Raw genomic sequence first — 15,833 nt, forward strand, 5'->3', positions numbered from 1 at the left:
GGCCGGTGGACGTCGCGGGGGGATCTGCTCGGACGCCTAGGCCGGTCCGTCCGCCGACGCGGAGGACGGGGCCTGCGCGTTCGAGGACGGCCCGTCGGACGGCGCGTGCGCCTGCGCGGGCACCGAGGCACCGGAGCCGGAGCCGGAACCGGAACCGGCGGGTTCGGCGGGGCGGCGGCCGAGCATGTCGAGCCGGTTCAGCGCCGGGGTGCGGGCGATGACCTTGGTGAAGCTGACGTACTCGCTGGCGGCGTTCAGCCCGGCGAGCCCGGCCAGCACGGCCAGCCGCGGCCCGCGCCCGAGCCGGGTGGCGGCGAGGCCGAGCAGCGCCCCGAGCGCGTTGGCGCCGGTGTCGCCGAGCATGGCGCGCTCGGCGAGGTCCTCGCCGAGCAGGGCGGCGGCGGCGCCGAGCGGCGCGGCGACGACGGCGGAGCCGGAGGCGGTCAGCGCCAGCGGCGTGCCGGTGATCAGACCGACCTTGATCGCGCGGCCGGGGCGCAGGTCGAACAGGTTCATCAGGTTCGCGGACCCGGCGATGATCGCGCCGTTCACGACGGTGTCGAACGCGCGGCCCGTCCGGGAGGGGGCGGGGGACCCGGCGAGCGCGGCGGCGGCGACGCCGGTCGCGCCGATGCCGAGCAGCTTGACCGCGCCGCTGGTGACCTCGCCGCGCGCGAGCGCGCCGAGATGCCCCTTGAAGCCGCGGGACGCGCCGGACCCGGCGAGGTCGTCGTAACCGCCGAGGGCCCCGCACGCGGTGCCCGCCAGCAGCGCGGCGGCGCGGGCGCGGCCGCCCGGACCGGGCACCAGCAGCCCGCCCGCCACGGCGCCCGCGACGAACGCGGGCCCCTCCAGCAGCGTCACCGGCTCGCCGCGGTGGTTGGTGCGGCCCCACACCTGCTCCCCCGGCAGCCCGTTGAGGCCGGGGGGGCGGCGCGTCAGCGCGGCGTAGGCGGCGCGCGCCGCCGCGGCGCCGAGCGCCGCGCCGACCGCCAGCCGCGCGGCCCGAGCCGGGCCGGAGGCGATGCGTCGGTCCATCAGGTCACCCGTTCTTCCCCACCGTGGGCGCGGGCGAGGGCAGGTAGCCGCCCGCGCCGTCGCCCGTCCCGTACCGCCCGGACTTGCCGCCGAGCTCGTTCTGCAGCGCCAGGATCGCCACGACCTGCCCGGAGGAGGTGTCGACGGTGTCGACCGTCGACACCGAGTCATCGGTGTCGGACCCGCGCAGCGCGGCGATCAGCCCGCCCTTCTGCGCCGAGGTGGCCGGACCACCGACGACGGTACCGCGATCGGCGGCGTCGAGTGCGGCGGCCAGCGAGATCAGTGCCTTGTTGGCCTCGGCCCCGCCGTCGTAGGCGTAGACGTTGGACGGGGCGACCATCACCGCGACGGTCGCGTGCTGGCCGGGCTTCCCGCTGGTGGTGATGTACCCCGCCTGCTTGAAGCTGTTCAGCACGGTGCCGCCGGAGGGGTCCTCGCGGCCGGTCTTGGCGGCGTCCCTGGTGACCAGGGCGCTCGCGAGCACCGCGCCCGCCTTGGTGTAGGGGCCCGCGTCGGCGGGGAACTCCACGCCCCCGGTCTTGAGCTGGGAGGCGAGCTCGTCGACGGTGCCGCGCTGGTCCTCGTCCAGCAGCTTCTTCTGGATCGTGACGCGGCCGGTGACGGCGGCGCCGGCGGCCTTGGCCAGCTCGCCGAGCTGCTCGATGCTGTCGTCGCCGGCGCCGGGCGTCTCGACCAGCACCAGCGACTGGCCCTTGAGCCGGTCCGCGACGATCTGGGGCGCGAGGCCGGCGGCGAACTGCTCCTCGCCGCGCAGCTGCCGCTCGCTGCGCCGCTGGTCGAGGCGGGCCTGCTGGGCGGTCCGCGCCGCCGAGTTGGCCTGCTGGCGCAGGGTGTCGCTGACCGAGTCCGACAGCGTCGTGGAACCCAGCACGATGCCGAGCGCCAGCGCCAGGAAGATCGCGACGATGGAGACGAGGTGGTAACGGAAATCGATCACGTGAAGAGTCCGGTCAGCCAGAAGACGAAGGCGTGCCAGCGGTCGGCGAGCAGGGGACTGATGACGTCCCCCGCCGGTGACATGGCGACGGCGGTGACGATGGCGACGAAGGCGCCGAGGACGAGGAACAGCAGCGACCAGGTCGAGATGCGGCTGCGGTACAGGCGGCTGACGCCCTTGGCGTCGACGAGCTTGCTGCCGACCCGCAGCCGGGTGAGGAACGTGCTGGCCATCCCGGCGCGGCCCTTGTCGAGGAACTCGACCATGTTGGCGTGGGTGCCGACGGCGACGATCAGCGTGGCGCCCTTGTCGTCGGCGAGCAGCATCGCGATGTCCTCGCTGGTCGCGGTGGCGGGGAACACCACCGCCTCGGTGCCGAGCTCGTGCACCCGCTTCAGGCCCGGCGCCCGGCCGTCCCGGTAGGCGTGCACGACGATCTCGGCGCCGCAGGTGAGCGCGTCGTCGGAGACCGAGTCCATGTCGCCGACGATCATGTCGGGGCGGTAGCCCGCCTCCAGCAGCGCGTCGGCGCCGCCGTCCACCCCGATCAGGACCGGGCGGTACTCCCGGATGTAGGGGCGCAGGGTCGCGATGTCCTCGCGGTAGTGGTAGCCGCGGACGACGATCAGCGCGTGCCGCCCGGCGAGCTTGGTGCTCACCTCCGGCACGCCGACGCCGTCGATGAGCAGGTCGCGCTCGCGCTTGACGTACTCCATCGTGTTGGCGACGAACGCCTCAAGCTGGCTGGCGAGGCCCGCCTTGGCCTCGGTGAGCGCCGTCTCGACGGTCTCGGCGGTCTGCGCGGTGCCCTTGGCGACGACCTCCTCGCCGCGGTGGACGGTGCAGTCCTCGACGCGGACGTGGTCGCCCTCGGCCAGCCGGGTGAAGATCTCGGGGCCGACGTCGTCGACGAGCGGGATGCCGGCCTCGATGAGGATCTGCGGGCCGAGGTTCGGGTACCGGCCCGAGATGCTCGGCGCGACGTTCACCACGGCGCCGACCTGGCACGACACCAGCGCCTCGGCGCTGACGCGGTCGAGGTCGACATGGTCGATCACGGCGACCTCGCCGGGCTGGAGCCGCTTGGTGAGGTCCTTGGTGCGGCGGTCGAGGCGGGCGACGGCGGTGACGCCCGTCCGGCCGTCGTCGCGGGCGCGGCCCAGCGCGAGCACGCGCCTCGGCAGCTTCTGGGCCAGCCGGACGCGCCGCTCGGTGGTGGGAGACGGGTCTTTCATCACCGACCATCCTGCCAGAGGGCGGGCGTGAACATCGGCAGTGGCGGACGTCCAGGCGTGTCCGTTCGCATACCCTCTGTAGTTTTCACGCCCCCGAGCGCCGTTCGCCCGATCAGCGCGCCCGATCCGGACGGCCGGTGCGCCGGACCAGCGCGATCGGCGCGCCGGATCCGGCCGGTCAGCGCTCCTCGGCCGCCATCGCCAGCAGCTCCTCGGCGTGGGCGCGGCCGAGTTCGGAGTCCTCCAGCCCGGCGAGCATCCGCGACAGCTCCCGGACGCGGCCCTCGCGGTCCAGCGCGGTGACGCCGCTGCTGGTGACGGTGCCGTCGTCGGACTTCTCGACCATCAGGTGCTGGTCGGCGAACGCGGCGACCTGCGGCAGGTGCGTGACGACGATCACCTGCGCGTTGCGGGCCAGCCGGGCCAGCCGGCGGCCGATCTCGACGGCCGCCTTGCCGCCGACGCCCGCGTCCACCTCGTCGAACACGAACGTCGGGACGGGGTCGGCGCCCGCGAACACGACCTCGATCGCCAGCATGACCCGCGACAGCTCGCCGCCGGAGGCGCCCTTGTGCAGCGGCAGCGGCGGCGACCCGGGGTGCGGCGCGAGCCTGACCTCGACCTCGTCGAGGCCGTGCGGGCCGTAGTCCTGCGAGCGGCTGACGGTGACCTCGACCCGCGCGTGCGGCATCGCCAGCGCGGTCAGCTCCTCGGTGACGGCGCCGGAGAACCGCTCGGCCGCGCGGGTGCGGACGGCGGTCAGCTCGCCCGCCTCGGCGGCGAGCCGCTCGGCCAGCTCGGCGTGCTCGGCGCGCAGCTCCTCGATGCGGTCGTCGTCGCCCTCCAGCTCGGTGAGCCGCGCCGCCGAGCGCCGCGACCACTCCAGCACGCCCGCGACCGTCGCGTCCGGGCCGCCGTACTTGCGGGTCAGCGCGGTCAGCTCGGCCCGCCGCTCCTGGACGGCGGCCAGCCGCGCCGGATCGGCGTCCACCGAGTCGGCGTAGGAGGCGAGGTCGGTGCCGACGTCGGAGACCAGGTAGCCCGCCTCCGCGAGCCGGTCGGCGAGCCCCGCCAGCTCCGGGTCGTGGTCGCGGACGGCGTCCAGCGCGTTGCGGGCGGCGCCGAGCAGGCCGACGACGTTCGCGGCCTCGAACGCGGCGGCGGGGTCGCCGAGCAGCGCCTCGTGCGCGGAGTCGGCGGCGCCGTGCAGCGCGTCGGCGTGCCCGAGCCGCTCCTCCTCGGCGGCGAGGTCGACGTCCTCGCCCTCCTTCGGCTCGACCTTCTCGATCTCCTCCAGCCCGAACCGGAGCAGCTCCGCCTCCTGCTCGCGCTCGCGCGCCCGGGTGGTCAGCTCCTCCAGCAGCGCGCTCACCTGCCGGTGCCGCTGGTAGGCCTTGGTGTAGGCGCGCATGGGCTTGGTCAGCGCGCCGCCCGCGTACCGGTCGAGGGCGCCGCGCTGCCGGGCCGACTGCAGCAGCCGCTGCTGGTCGGACTGGCCGTGCACGGCGACCAGGTCGTCCGCGAGGTTGATCAGCACGCTCACCGGGACGGACCGGCCGCCGAGGAACGCCCGCGAGCGCCCCTCCGCCGACACCGAGCGGGTGACGATCAGCGCGCCGTCGTCCAGCTCGCCGCCCGCCTCCTCGACGCGCTCGACGACCCGGCCGCCCGGGTCGACGACGATCCGGCCCTCGACGGTGGCGCGGCCCGCGCCGGGACGGACCCGCTGCGGGTCGGCGCGGCCGCCGAACATCAGCCCGAGGCTCGTCACCACCATCGTCTTGCCCGCGCCGGTCTCGCCGGTCACGACGTTGAACCCCGGCGACAGATCGAGCACGGCCTCGTCGATCACGCCGAGGCCCCGGATCCGCACCTCATCGACCATCGGACGCACCAGCGTCACAACCCTCCGCAATACAGATCCCCGATCGGCGCCTGTGGAGATTATCCCCTCTGCCCGCCCGGCGCCTCCCCGTCCTGGGCGGGCGAGGGCCGCGCGGGCTGCCTGACCCGCCCCCGCCACCCCGTCACGGGCAGGCCGAACTTGGTGACCAGGCGGTCGGTGAAGGGGGTGAGGTGCAGCCGCGCGAGCCGCACCGGCAGCGCGCCCCTGCGGACCTCGACCCGCGCGCCCGGCGGCAGTTCGAGGGTGCGGCGCCCGTCGCACCACAGGACGGCGCGGGGCGTGCCGTCCAGCACCTCCACCGCGACCAGCGAGCGGGGCGACACCACCAGCGGGCGCGCGAACAGCGAGTGCGCGCTGATCGGGACGACCAGCATCGCCTCGACCTCCGGCCACACCACCGGCCCGCCCGCGGAGAACGCGTACGCGGTGGACCCGGTCGGTGTGGCGCACACCACCCCGTCGCAGCCCCAGTTCGACAGCGGGCGGCCGTCGATCTCGGCGACGACCTCCAGCATCCGCTCCCGCTCGGCCTTCTCGATGCTCGCCTCGTTCAGCGCCCACGTCGTGCCCATCACCGAGCCGTTGCGGCGGACGGTGACATCGACCGTCATCCGCTCCTCGACGTCGTAGCGGCGGTCGACGACGCGGTCGACGGTCGCGGCGAGGTCGTCGCGCTCGGCCTCGGCGAGGAACCCGACGTGCCCGAGGTTGACGCCGAGCAGCGGCGTGCCGGACGTGCGGGTCAGGTCGGCCGCGCGCAGCAGCGTCCCGTCCCCGCCGAGGACCATGACGACCTCGGCGTCCTCGGCGGCGGCCGTGCCGGGCCGGACGTCGACGCCCGCGCAGCCGATGTCGTCGGCCTCGCCCTCCAGCACCCGGACGGAGATCCCGGCGGCGCCGAGCCGCTCGATGACCAGCTGGGCGCTGCGGACCGCCTCGCGGCGCCCGGTGTGCGCGACGACCAGCACCGACCTCTCACTCATAGCCACCCTCCACTCCACCCGCTCCCTGGCACGCCCCGGTGCGGGGACGGCCTCCGGACCAACGCCCGCCGTAGGGGCGATGGTGCCCGGACGTTCACCGCGGGCCCTCCGCGATCGCCTTCGCGAGGTCGCCCTCGTCCAGCGGCGGGGCCCCGGCGCGCAGCCAGAGGAAGTACTCCACGTTGCCGGACGGGCCCGGCAGGGGGCTCGCGGTCACCCCCAGCACCCCGAGCCCCAGCGTGCCCGCGTGCGCGGCGACCCCGCGCACCGCCTCGGCGCGCAGCTCGGGGTCGCGGACGACGCCGCCCGCGCCGACGCGGTCCTTGCCGACCTCGAACTGCGGCTTCACCATGAGCGCGTAGTCGGCGTCCGGTGCGGCGCAGCGCCGCACCGGTCCGATGACCAGCTTCAGCGAGATGAACGACAGGTCGCCGACGACGAGGCCCGGCGCCGCGCCGAGCATGCCGGGCTCCAGGTCGCGGATGTTGACCCGCTCCAGGACGGTGACCCGCTCGTCGGTGCGCAGCGACCAGGCGATCTGCCCGTACCCGACGTCCACGGCGTCCACGTGCGCGGCGCCCGCGCGCAGCAGCACGTCGGTGAACCCGCCGGTCGAGGCGCCCGCGTCCAGGCAGTGGCGGCCCGCCACCTCCAGCCCGGCGAACGCGGCGAGCGCGCCCGCGAGCTTGTGGCCGCCGCGCGAGACGTAGCCGGGGCCGGTGTCGGCCTCGTCCACGACGATCGCCGCGCCGGTCTCGACCTGCGTGGCCGCCTTCCCGGCGCGCTGCCCGCCGACCCGCACCCGCCCGTCGGCGATCAGTTGCGTCGCCTGCTCGCGCGAGCGCGCCAGGCCGCGCCGGACCAGCTCGGCGTCGAGCCGCCGTCTGCTCATCCGCGGCTTCCCGCGTTGCCGGGGGCGACGGGTTCTCCCGGACGGGGCCGCAGCGCGCTCGGGAAGGCGGGCCGCTGCGGCTGGGGCGGCTGCCTCGGCTGGGCGGAATCGTCGTCCTGGTCGGCGGCGGCGAGCAGCTCCTGGAGCCGCTGGTGCACGTCCTCGAAGATCTCGACGTGCTCGGGGACGGGGCGTCCGGGCAGGTCGCCGAGCCGGGCCAGCGCGGCGTCCACGCGCGGGTCGCCGGTGGGCTCGGGCGGCGGCGCCGCCGCGACCTCCGGCTCCGCGGCCGGCTCCGGGGGCGCCGCCGGGGGCGCCGCCGCGCCGGCGTCGCCGGTCGCGCCGGGGTCTCCGGCGTCCCCGGCCCGCGGCTCGGGCACCTCGTCGGACATCACGTTCCACCTCCCAGTGGCCCCCGGCGCACGCGCCGGGTCGCTCCGGTCTCGGTCAGAACGCTACCGTCCATTCACGACAGCGTCGCCGACCGAACGGGGGGACGGCCCGACCATGGCGACCGACGAGGAGTGCCGGGCGGCGCTCGGCCGTGTGGCCGAGCGCCTCGCCGGGGTGGACGCCGAGCGCTTCGCCGAGCACGTGGTGGAGCGCACGATAAGCTGCCGCGTCCCCGATCTGGGGCTGGCCTACCGGACGCGCCTGCACCGCGGCGGACTGGATGCGGTCACCTCCGATCCCGCCCCGCAGGACGCGCAGGTCAGGCTCACCGTGGCCAGCGACGACCTGGTCGCGCTGGCCGACGACGAGCTGAGCCCCGCCAAGGCGTGGGCCACCGGCCGCCTCAAGATCGAGGCGAGCCTGTTCGACCTGCTGCGCCTGCGCAAACTGCTGTGAACCGCAAGCCGCTGTGACCCGCGGCCCGCCGGTCAGCGGGCGTGGTAGGCGCGCGGCAGCCGGAGCCCGCGCGCGGCCATGACGGTCCGGAGCCGGTCGGGGTAGTCGGTGATGAGGCCGTCCACGCCGTCGTCGATGAGCTTGTTCATGGTCGGCGCGTCGTCCACCGTCCACGGGACCACCTTCAGCCCGAGCCGGTGCGCCTCGGCGACCATCGCCTTCGTGACGTAGGGGCGGTAGCCGGGGTCGGTGACCTTGCCGTTCTGCGGGAAGCCGTGCACCGGCGAGAACGCCGACGCGCCGAACGAGCGGACGGCCCGCAGCGGGTCGCCGCCGAAGTCGTCGATGTCGATCCCGCCCAGCCACGGCGACTTCCCGGGCTGGCCCGTCTGGAGGAAGTCGTAGTTGGTCAGCGCGACCAGCGGCAGCCGCGGCTCGACCCGCCGCATCCGCATCAGCGCGCCCCAGTCGAAGCTCTGGATCGTCACCTGCCGCAGCAGGCCGGCGCGCCTGACCTCGCGCGCCGTCACCCGGACGAACTGCTCGCGCGGCGCCGTCTCGCTGGGCGCCCCCGCCTCCACCTTGGTCTCGACGTTCAGCTTCACCCCGGACGCCCGGTACCGGTGGACGAGCCCGAACACCTCGCGGAGCAGCGGCATCCGCGCGCCGGGCGCGGCCTTCTGGCCGGGGAAGTCCGGCAGCGTCCGCGAGCCGCAGTCGAGGGTCCGCACCTGCTTCAGCGTGAGCGTGTTGACGTACTTCCCGGCGTAGGGGTACTCGGGGTCACCGGGCGTGGCCGGGCCGGTGTCCTGGCACTTGGCCGGGTTGACCCGGCGGTCGTGGGTGACGACGGCCTGCCCGTCCTCGGTGATCTGGACGTCCAGCTCCAGCGTGCTCACGCCCAGCTCCAGGGCGTTCGCGAACGCCGGGAGCGTGCTCTCGACCACCAGGCCGATCCCGCCCCGGTGGGCCTGGAGGTCGAACGCGCCCCGATGGTGCCCCTGCCCGGGGTGCCCGTGGCCGGGCTGCCCGTACCCCGGGCGCCCGTGCGCCTCGCCCGCGAGAGCGGGTCCTGCCGTGCCCAGCGTCAGCGCGGTGAGGCCCACCGCCAGGGCGGTACGACGCATGCCTCTCATGACCGGCTCCCTTCCGTGTCCTGCGGGTCCGCCGATGCGGCCCGCCGGACACGGTCGGGTGCGCGCGCGACCGCCAGGGGTGCGGCCGGTGGCCCCCAGGGGAACGGTCGATGTCCCTCCAGGTCAGTGGTAGGCGAGGCCCAGCGTGTCGAGGGCGCCGGTGAGCGCCTCGGCCGGACGCGGGGCATCGCTCTCCCAGGCGGCGGACGCCAGCGCGCGAAGGCCGTCGTAGGGGTCGCCGGACCCGGTGAGCCCGATGGCGCCGCCGTCCGCGCGCGCCGTCCAGCCCCGGCAGTGGTGCCCCTCGCCGTCGCGGACCGGCTCCGGGTGCGCGACGAGCAGGCCGGTCAGGTCGGGCGCGAGGAAGCTCGGCCGCCGGTCCGGCGGGGCGGTCAGCACCTGGAGGTGGTCGGTGACGCCGGTGAAGACCAGCAGGCTGTCGGCGCCGCCGTTGCGGGCGCCCTCGATGTCGGTGTCGAGCCGGTCGCCGACCACCAGCGGGCGCCGCGCCCCGGTCCGCCGCACCGACTCCTGGTGGAGCGGACGCTCGGGCTTGCCCGCGATGATCGGCTCGACCCCGGTCGAGGAGGTGATCACGCCTAGCAGCGCCCCGTTGCCCGGGTTCGGCCGCGCGCCGCCGCCCGGGATCGTCAGGTCGGCGTTCGAGCCGACGAACAGGGCGCCCCCGCCGACCGCCTGCGCGCCCTCGGAGATCAGGTCGTAGGAGATCCCCGGGGCGAACCCCTGGACGACGGCGGCGGGATGCTCGGACGCCGTCGACACCGGCCGCAGCCCCTCCGCGTACAGGGCCTGGCGCAGCCCCGTCCCGCCGACCACGAGCACCTTCGACCCGGCCGGCACCCGCTCGGCGATCAGCCGGGCCGCGGCCTGCGCCGAGGTGACCACGTCCTCCGCGGACGCGGGGACGCCGACGTCCGACAGCAGCGCCGCGACCGCCGACGGCGTCCGGGACGCGTTGTTGGTGACGAACGCCAGCCGCTGCCCGGCCGCGCGGGCCTTGCCGAGCGACTCGGCCGCCCCGGGCACCGGCCGCCGTCCGACGTAGACGACGCCGTCCAGGTCGAGCAGGGCGACGTCGTACGCCTCGCTCAGGGGGCGGTCACAGCCTTTCATCGTGCTCCTCCGCGGTCGGGGTGAAGGGGGGCGGGGGTCAGCGGCGGGACGCGAGGGTCGCCCTGGCGTGCCGCAGGGCCTTCGCGTAGTCCTCGTTGTCGGGGCGCATCGCCACCGCGAGCGCCAGATGCTGGACGGCGCCCTCGAAGTCGCCCATCCGGCTGAGCGCGAGGCCCAGCCCGAAGCGCGCGTAGTCCTCGGCGGGCTCCTCCTCGACGATCTCCCGGAAGCTGTCGGCCGCCGCGCCGAACTCCCGGACGCCGAACTGCGCGCGGCCGAGCGCCTCCCGGATGCTGTGCGACTCCGGCTCGGCGTCGGCGGCGCGCGCCAGCAGTTGCAGCGCCGCCGCCGCGCTGCCCGCGCGGAGCAGCTCCAGGCCCCGCGTGTACCACTCGTAGACGCCGCCGCCGGGCTGTGCGGACTGCCCGTCCGGCGTGTCGCGGTCGTCCGGATCTCCCGAGCCGTCCCCGGGGGAATCCTCCGGCCGTCCCGGTCCTTGAACACTCACGTGGACCTCCCCTCGGACTCTGATCACCTCGACGGTACCCGGAGGCTGGACACGGACCCGTCCGTGGTTACCATGCCCACGGTGGACGACGACCTCCCCTCCGGGCTCGCCCCGGACGAGTTCAGTGCCCAGATCTTCGGGACGGCGGGACCCCGGGCTGGAGGCGGCCTGGAACTGGCCCCGTTCCGAGGTGTCCGCTTCGTCCCCGAGGTGGTCGGTGACCTGGCCTCCGTCACGACACCGCCGTACGACCTGATCGACGACGCGGCGGCGCTGCGGCTGCGGGCGTCCGACGGGCACAACATCGTCCGGCTGAACATGCCGCGCGCGACGGGCGAGAGCTACGACGAGGCGGGGGTGCTGCTGCGCCGCTGGCTGGACGAGGGCGCGCTCACGCTCGACCCCCTCCCCGCCCTCTACGTCTACGAGGCCGCGAAGGACGGGACGGTCCTGCAACGCGGCCTCATCGGCGCCCTCGGCCTGCGCGCGGAGGCGGACGGCGTCGTCCTGCCGCACGAGAACGTCTTCCCCGGCCCGGTCCGCGACCGGCTGGCGCTGATGTCGGCCGCCCGCGCCAACCTGGAGCCGATCTTCCTGGTGTACGAGGGCGGCGGCGACGCGACGCGGGTCGCCGACGACGCCGCCTCCGGGGCCCCGCTGCTGGAGTTCCGTTCGGACGACGGCCTGACCCACCGGCTCTGGCGGATCACCGACCCGGCCCTGCACGCCCGCGTGGCCGCCGACCTGCGCGACCGGCGGGCGCTGATCGCCGACGGCCACCACCGCTACGCCACCTACCGCGCCCTCCAGGCCCGCCACCGGGCGGCGGGGAGCGGCCCCGGCCCCTGGGACCGGGGCCTCGCGCTCCTCGTCGACTCCACCCGCTACCCGCCGCACCTCGGAGCGATCCACCGCGTCCTGCCGGGCCTTCGCCCGGACGTCGCCGTCGAGAAGGCCGCGCGGGTGTTCAACGTCACACCCATCGCCGGTGAGCGCGCGGCGCTGGAGGCGCTCGCCGGGGCGCCCCGCCCGGCGTTCCTGCTCGGCGGCGGCGAGGGGTTCCACCTGCTCGCCGACCCCCATCCGGCCGCGCTGGCGCGATCGATGCCCGCCGCCCACTCCGCGCGCTGGCGGGGGCTCGACACCGCCGTCCTGGACCACCTGCTGATCGGCGGCGTGTGGCGGATCCCCGCGAACGAGGACGCCATCGAGGTCGTCCACGACGACCCGTCCGCCGCGACCGCCCGCGCCCGCCGCACCGGCGGCACCTCGGTGATCCTCAACCCGCTCAGGGTCGAGGACGTCCTGGCCGTCGCGGGCGGCGGCGAGCGGGTCCCGCGCAAGTCCACCTCGTTCGGCCCCAAACCGCGCACCGGCCTCGTCCTGCGCCTCCTCGACCCCGGGAGCGACCGTTGATCGACAAGATCGCCTGGATCCGGCTCGTGGACGGGCGGGTGCTCAGCACGCGCTCGCACGGCAAGGACGCCTACTACCTGCCCGGCGGCAAGCGCGAGCCCGGCGAGTCCGACGCGCAGACCCTCGTCCGCGAGATCAAGGAGGAGCTGACGGCCGACCTCGTCCCGGACACGATCGCGCACCTCGGCACCTGGGAGGCGCAGGCGCACGGCCACGCCGAGGGGGTCACCGTCCGCATGACCTGCTACACCGCCGACTACACGGGCGAGCTCACGGCCAGCGCCGAGATCGCGGAGGTCGTCTGGCTCGGCTACGCCGACCGCCCCCGCGTCTCCCCCGTCGACCGGCTCATCTTCGACGACCTGCACGCCGGCGGCCGCCTGCTCTGAGCGGCACGGCTGGCCGCCGGGCCGTCCCCGGGACGATGATCGGGGCATGGACGACACCACGACCACGGTCACGCCGCTCGGCGGAGACGTCTACGAGATCGACACCCGGATGGCGGGCCACAGCGGTATCACGGCCGGATACCTGATCCTGTCCGACCGGCCATGCCTCGTGGAGCCCGGGACGGCCGGGTCCGCGCCGGTCGTCCGCCGCGCGCTGGCCGACCTCGGCGTCGGCCCCGCCGACCTCGCCACCGTCGTCGTCACCCACATCCACCTCGACCACGCGGGCGGCGTCGGCGACATCGCCGAGACCTACCCCGGCGCCGAGGTCGTCGTCCATGAGAAGGGCGCCCGGCACCTCGCGTCCCCGGAGCGGCTGATGGCCAGCGCCCGCATGATCTACGGGGACAGCCTCGACACGCTGTTCGGGGAGCTGAAGCCGACCGACGCCGCGCGGATCCGCGCCGTCCAGGACACCGGCGTGATCGACCTCGGCGGCGGGCGGCGGCTGGAGTCGCACTACTCCCCCGGCCACGCCAAGCACCACGTCGGGCTGATCGACTCCGCGACCGGCGACCTGTACGTGGGCGACGCGGCGGGCGTCTACATCCCCGAGACCGCGGACGTCCGCCCCGCCACCCCGCCGCCCGACTTCGACCTCGACACCGCCCTGGCCTCGCTCGAAAGGTTCCGCGCGCTCGGCCCGCAGCGGCTGCTGTTCGCGCACTACGGGCCGGTCACCGAGGTGGACGACACGCTGGAACGATCCGCGGAGGAACTGCGGATCTGGGTGGACGCCGTCCGGGACGCGGCCGACCAGGACCTCGACCTCGACCACGCCGTCGCGATGGTCGTCGACCGGACCAAGGACCGCTACGCCTTCGCCCGCGAGGACGCCGACCACGAACTCGCCGCCCGCTACGAGATCATCAGCAACACCGAGAGCAACGTCGCCGGGATCATGCACGCCCTCAACCGCCACGCGTGACGCGGCGCGCTCCGCCCGTCAGGAGTCGGCGGGCGGCCGCTCCTCGTCGTCCGCGTGGTCGGGCTCCAGGAAGACCGCCGGCGCCTCCGGCACGTCCTCCGCCGGAACGTCCAGGATCTCGGGGTCGGCGGGCTTGAACTCGATCGCCGTGGCCGCGACCACCTCGATCACGCCCTCGGGCTCGGGCTCGGGCGCCTCGGTCACGGCGTCCTCGGCCTCGGCCATCTCCGCGACCTCGGGCTCCCCCAGATCCGGGGCGCCGCCCTCCTCGCTCCGCGCGGCCTCCGCCTCCTCGTCCTCCTCCTCGGTGTCGAGGATGTGGAGGCCCTCCAGCTCCGCGTACCGCTCGGCGGCGTCGGTCTCGCCGTCCCGGTCGGCCGCCGCGGACCGCGCGAACCAGTCGGACGCCTCGCCGGCCCGCCCGGCCTCCACCAGCGCGTCGGCGTAGGCGTAGAACAACCGCGCCGACCAGGGACGCAGCCTCCGGTCGCGCAGCTCGGGGATCTGCAACGTCACCACGGCCGCGTCGTACTGGCCGAGGTCGCGCCGCACACCCGACTCGACGATGCGCAGCTCCACCCGGCCCATCGGGTCAAGGCGCGCCGCCTCCGGGGCCTTGACCAGCTCCAGCGCGCGTTCGGGGCGTCCGAGACCGCGTTCGCAGTCGGCCATCACCGGCAGGTAGGACTCGTCGCCCGCGCTGAGCCGCCGCGCGGCCCGCAGCTCGGCGAGAGCCTCCCCCCACTCCTCGGCACGGTAGGCCGCGAGCCCCGCCGCCTCCCGGACGATCCCGACCCGGGACGCGAGCCGCCGCGCCGCCCGCGCGTGCTTGTACGCCTTCTCCGGCTCGTCCTCGGACAGCTGCCCCGCCATCACGAGGTGCCGCGCCACCTTGGTGGCCAGATCCTTCGGCAGCGTGCGCAGCTCGGCACGGGCCTCCGCGTCGAGCTCGTCGCCCGTCACCTCGTCCGGCAGCAGCGGATCGTCATGCTTGGGCGCCGGACGCTCCTCCGGCCTTGCCCGGTCGCGCGGCGGCCCGTAGGACCGTCCGCCCTCCTGCGGCCGCCGGCCGCCGCGCCCCTTGAACGACCCGCCCCCGGGACGCCCGTCACGCTTGCCGTCGAACTTCCGCCCGCCCGGACGGCCTTCACGCTTGTCATCGAACTTCCGGCCACCGGGACGGCCCTCGCGCTTGTCATCGAACTTGCGACCGCCCGGACGGCCTTCACGCTTGTCATCGAACTTGCGGCCACCGGGACGGCGCTCGTCACGCCCCTGGAACCGCCGCTCACCCTGACCGCCCTCACCCCGGGGCCCGCCGAACCGGTCGTCCCGACGCTGCGCGCCGCCATGGCCGCCACGTGGCGCGCCCGGACGTCCGTCACGCCGCTGCCCGCCCTGAGACGCGCGGGGCCCACCGAAGCGACCGTCACGCCGCTCGCCTCCGCCGCCCTGCCCTGGACGCGAACCACCCGAACGCTCTCCGCCGCCCTGGCCACCGGGACGTCCGTCGCGACGCGGACCGCCTTGACCACCCCGGAACCCACCGGGACGAGCATCACGCCGCTCGCCGCCGCCCTGCGCACCGCGCGGGCCGCCATAGCGCCCTTCGCGACGCTCACCGGCCTGGCCCGGACCGCCGAAACGCTTCTCACGACGATCACCGGAAGAGTCGCTCCGGCGGTCGTCCGACCGCTTGAACGGACGGTCCGACCGGCGGTCGTCCCGAGGCCCGCGCGCGTCGCGGTCCTTCCAGCCCCCGCCGGCGGGACGGCCACGGCCCCCCTGCGGCGCACCACCGCGCGGCGCGGCCCCGCGAGGCCCACCGCTCTTACGCGGCGCCCCAGATCCCCTCGGGCCGCCACGAGCGTTGCCCTCACGACGGACAGGCGGCTTGCGCCCCCCGTTGTCCCGCCGCCGCTCGCGGTTGTCGTCGCTGCGGCCGTCCTCTTCCGCGCTCATCACGTCCGTCACTGTTCTTGAAGGTGGTTCGTGGACACTTGCAGCCTACTTCGGCAGGTCCAACACATGCGTCGAGGGCCGCCCCGTGAATCGGTGCGACCCTCGACCAATATGAGTCCGGCGGCGTCCTACTCTCCCACACAGTCCCCCATGCAGTACCATCGGCGCTGAGAGGCTTAACTTCCGGGTTCGGGATGGGACCGGGTGTTTCCCTCTCGCCAAAACCACCGAACGTTCACACGCACAACCCCCAAACCTCCAGGGGCAGGCAAACCCAAACGTTCGAGACCAGGCTCGAAATTCACTTGTAAGACCAACGGGTTCCCGTTTGCTTTCCGGGAACCACACAGGGACGCGAACACCACACAGCGACATGCCTTGAACGTATTGTGTGGTCAAGCCACTCGGCCTATTAGTACCGGTCGACTCCACACGT

At 75.0% G+C, this 15,833-nt stretch carries 15 protein-coding genes and 1 rRNA gene; 4 read left to right on the top strand and 12 right to left on the bottom strand.

What is annotated here, in order from left to right; all coding sequences use genetic code 11:
• Window positions 1–36: 36 nt before the first annotated feature.
• The 7 genes from GNZ18_RS14680 to GNZ18_RS41190 all read right to left on the bottom strand — a co-directional run bounded on the left by GNZ18_RS14680 (window position 37) and on the right by GNZ18_RS41190 (window position 7,407).
• Window positions 37–1,038: a hypothetical protein gene (locus GNZ18_RS14680; RefSeq protein WP_246249744.1), complete on the bottom strand. Its 1,002-nt coding sequence runs from the start codon at window positions 1,036–1,038 to the stop codon at window positions 37–39.
• 4 nt (window positions 1,039–1,042) lie between these two features.
• Complete coding sequence (locus GNZ18_RS14685) at window positions 1,043–1,999, bottom strand: copper transporter (protein ID WP_312874524.1); 957 nt, start codon at window positions 1,997–1,999, stop codon at window positions 1,043–1,045.
• Entirely contained in the window at window positions 1,996–3,234 is a 1,239-nt protein-coding gene (gene steA, locus GNZ18_RS14690) for a putative cytokinetic ring protein SteA (RefSeq protein ID WP_156216905.1), read from the bottom strand. Before steA ends, GNZ18_RS14685 begins: the two co-directional genes overlap by 4 nt.
• Before the next feature lie 178 nt (window positions 3,235–3,412).
• Window positions 3,413–5,119: a DNA repair protein RecN gene (gene recN / locus GNZ18_RS14695; RefSeq protein ID WP_156216906.1), complete on the bottom strand. Its 1,707-nt coding sequence runs from the start codon at window positions 5,117–5,119 to the stop codon at window positions 3,413–3,415.
• Window positions 5,120–5,178: 59 nt separating this feature from the next.
• Window positions 5,179–6,123 (bottom strand): NAD kinase, encoded by a 945-nt coding sequence (locus tag GNZ18_RS14700; protein WP_156216907.1) that lies wholly within the window; start codon window positions 6,121–6,123, stop codon window positions 5,179–5,181.
• A gap of 94 nt (window positions 6,124–6,217) precedes the next feature.
• Window positions 6,218–7,015 (bottom strand): TlyA family RNA methyltransferase, encoded by a 798-nt coding sequence (locus GNZ18_RS14705; RefSeq protein ID WP_156216908.1) that lies wholly within the window; start codon window positions 7,013–7,015, stop codon window positions 6,218–6,220.
• The gene (locus tag GNZ18_RS41190; protein WP_216651280.1) at window positions 7,012–7,407 is read right to left on the bottom strand and encodes a hypothetical protein; all 396 of its coding nucleotides are present in this window, start codon (window positions 7,405–7,407) and stop codon (window positions 7,012–7,014) included. Before GNZ18_RS41190 ends, GNZ18_RS14705 begins: the two co-directional genes overlap by 4 nt.
• A gap of 115 nt (window positions 7,408–7,522) precedes the next feature.
• Between GNZ18_RS41190 and GNZ18_RS14715 the strand changes: the two genes are divergently transcribed.
• Complete coding sequence (locus tag GNZ18_RS14715) at window positions 7,523–7,864, top strand: SCP2 sterol-binding domain-containing protein (RefSeq protein WP_156216909.1); 342 nt, start codon at window positions 7,523–7,525, stop codon at window positions 7,862–7,864.
• A 32-nt stretch (window positions 7,865–7,896) separates the two neighbouring features.
• Here the strand turns inward: GNZ18_RS14715 and GNZ18_RS14720 are convergent, their stop codons facing one another.
• The 3 genes from GNZ18_RS14720 to GNZ18_RS42165 form a co-directional block, all read right to left on the bottom strand.
• Complete coding sequence (locus GNZ18_RS14720) at window positions 7,897–9,000, bottom strand: glycerophosphodiester phosphodiesterase (RefSeq protein WP_246249746.1); 1,104 nt, start codon at window positions 8,998–9,000, stop codon at window positions 7,897–7,899.
• 123 nt (window positions 9,001–9,123) lie between these two features.
• Window positions 9,124–10,134, bottom strand: a complete 1,011-nt coding sequence (locus GNZ18_RS14725) for an HAD-IIA family hydrolase (RefSeq protein ID WP_156216910.1) — start codon at window positions 10,132–10,134, stop codon at window positions 9,124–9,126.
• 37 nt (window positions 10,135–10,171) lie between these two features.
• Complete coding sequence (locus GNZ18_RS42165; RefSeq protein ID WP_214619135.1) at window positions 10,172–10,642, bottom strand: tetratricopeptide repeat protein; 471 nt, start codon at window positions 10,640–10,642, stop codon at window positions 10,172–10,174.
• 72 nt (window positions 10,643–10,714) lie between these two features.
• On the opposite strand from GNZ18_RS42165, the gene GNZ18_RS14735 reads away from it, so the two are divergent.
• Genes GNZ18_RS14735 through GNZ18_RS14745 form a run of 3 tightly spaced genes read left to right on the top strand, consistent with a single transcriptional unit; the run spans window position 10,715 to window position 13,435 of the window.
• Window positions 10,715–12,058 carry a DUF1015 family protein gene (locus tag GNZ18_RS14735; protein WP_156216911.1) on the top strand — a complete coding sequence of 448 codons (1,344 nt, stop codon included), beginning with the start codon at window positions 10,715–10,717 and terminating at the stop codon, window positions 12,056–12,058.
• Complete coding sequence (locus GNZ18_RS14740) at window positions 12,055–12,447, top strand: NUDIX hydrolase (protein WP_156216912.1); 393 nt, start codon at window positions 12,055–12,057, stop codon at window positions 12,445–12,447. Before GNZ18_RS14735 ends, GNZ18_RS14740 begins: the two co-directional genes overlap by 4 nt.
• Before the next feature lie 46 nt (window positions 12,448–12,493).
• Window positions 12,494–13,435 carry an MBL fold metallo-hydrolase gene (locus tag GNZ18_RS14745; RefSeq protein ID WP_156216913.1) on the top strand — a complete coding sequence of 314 codons (942 nt, stop codon included), beginning with the start codon at window positions 12,494–12,496 and terminating at the stop codon, window positions 13,433–13,435.
• Between the two features lie 18 nt (window positions 13,436–13,453).
• Here the strand turns inward: GNZ18_RS14745 and GNZ18_RS14750 are convergent, their stop codons facing one another.
• The gene (locus tag GNZ18_RS14750) at window positions 13,454–14,398 is read right to left on the bottom strand and encodes a tetratricopeptide repeat protein (protein WP_308166180.1); all 945 of its coding nucleotides are present in this window, start codon (window positions 14,396–14,398) and stop codon (window positions 13,454–13,456) included.
• 1,114 nt (window positions 14,399–15,512) lie between these two features.
• A 5S ribosomal RNA gene (rrf, locus tag GNZ18_RS14755) occupies window positions 15,513–15,629 on the bottom strand.
• Window positions 15,630–15,833 lie beyond the last annotated feature (204 nt).

Origin of the sequence: Actinomadura litoris (assembly GCF_009733595.1) — a bacterium.
Lineage (GTDB): Bacteria > Actinomycetota > Actinomycetes > Streptosporangiales > Streptosporangiaceae > Spirillospora > Spirillospora litoris.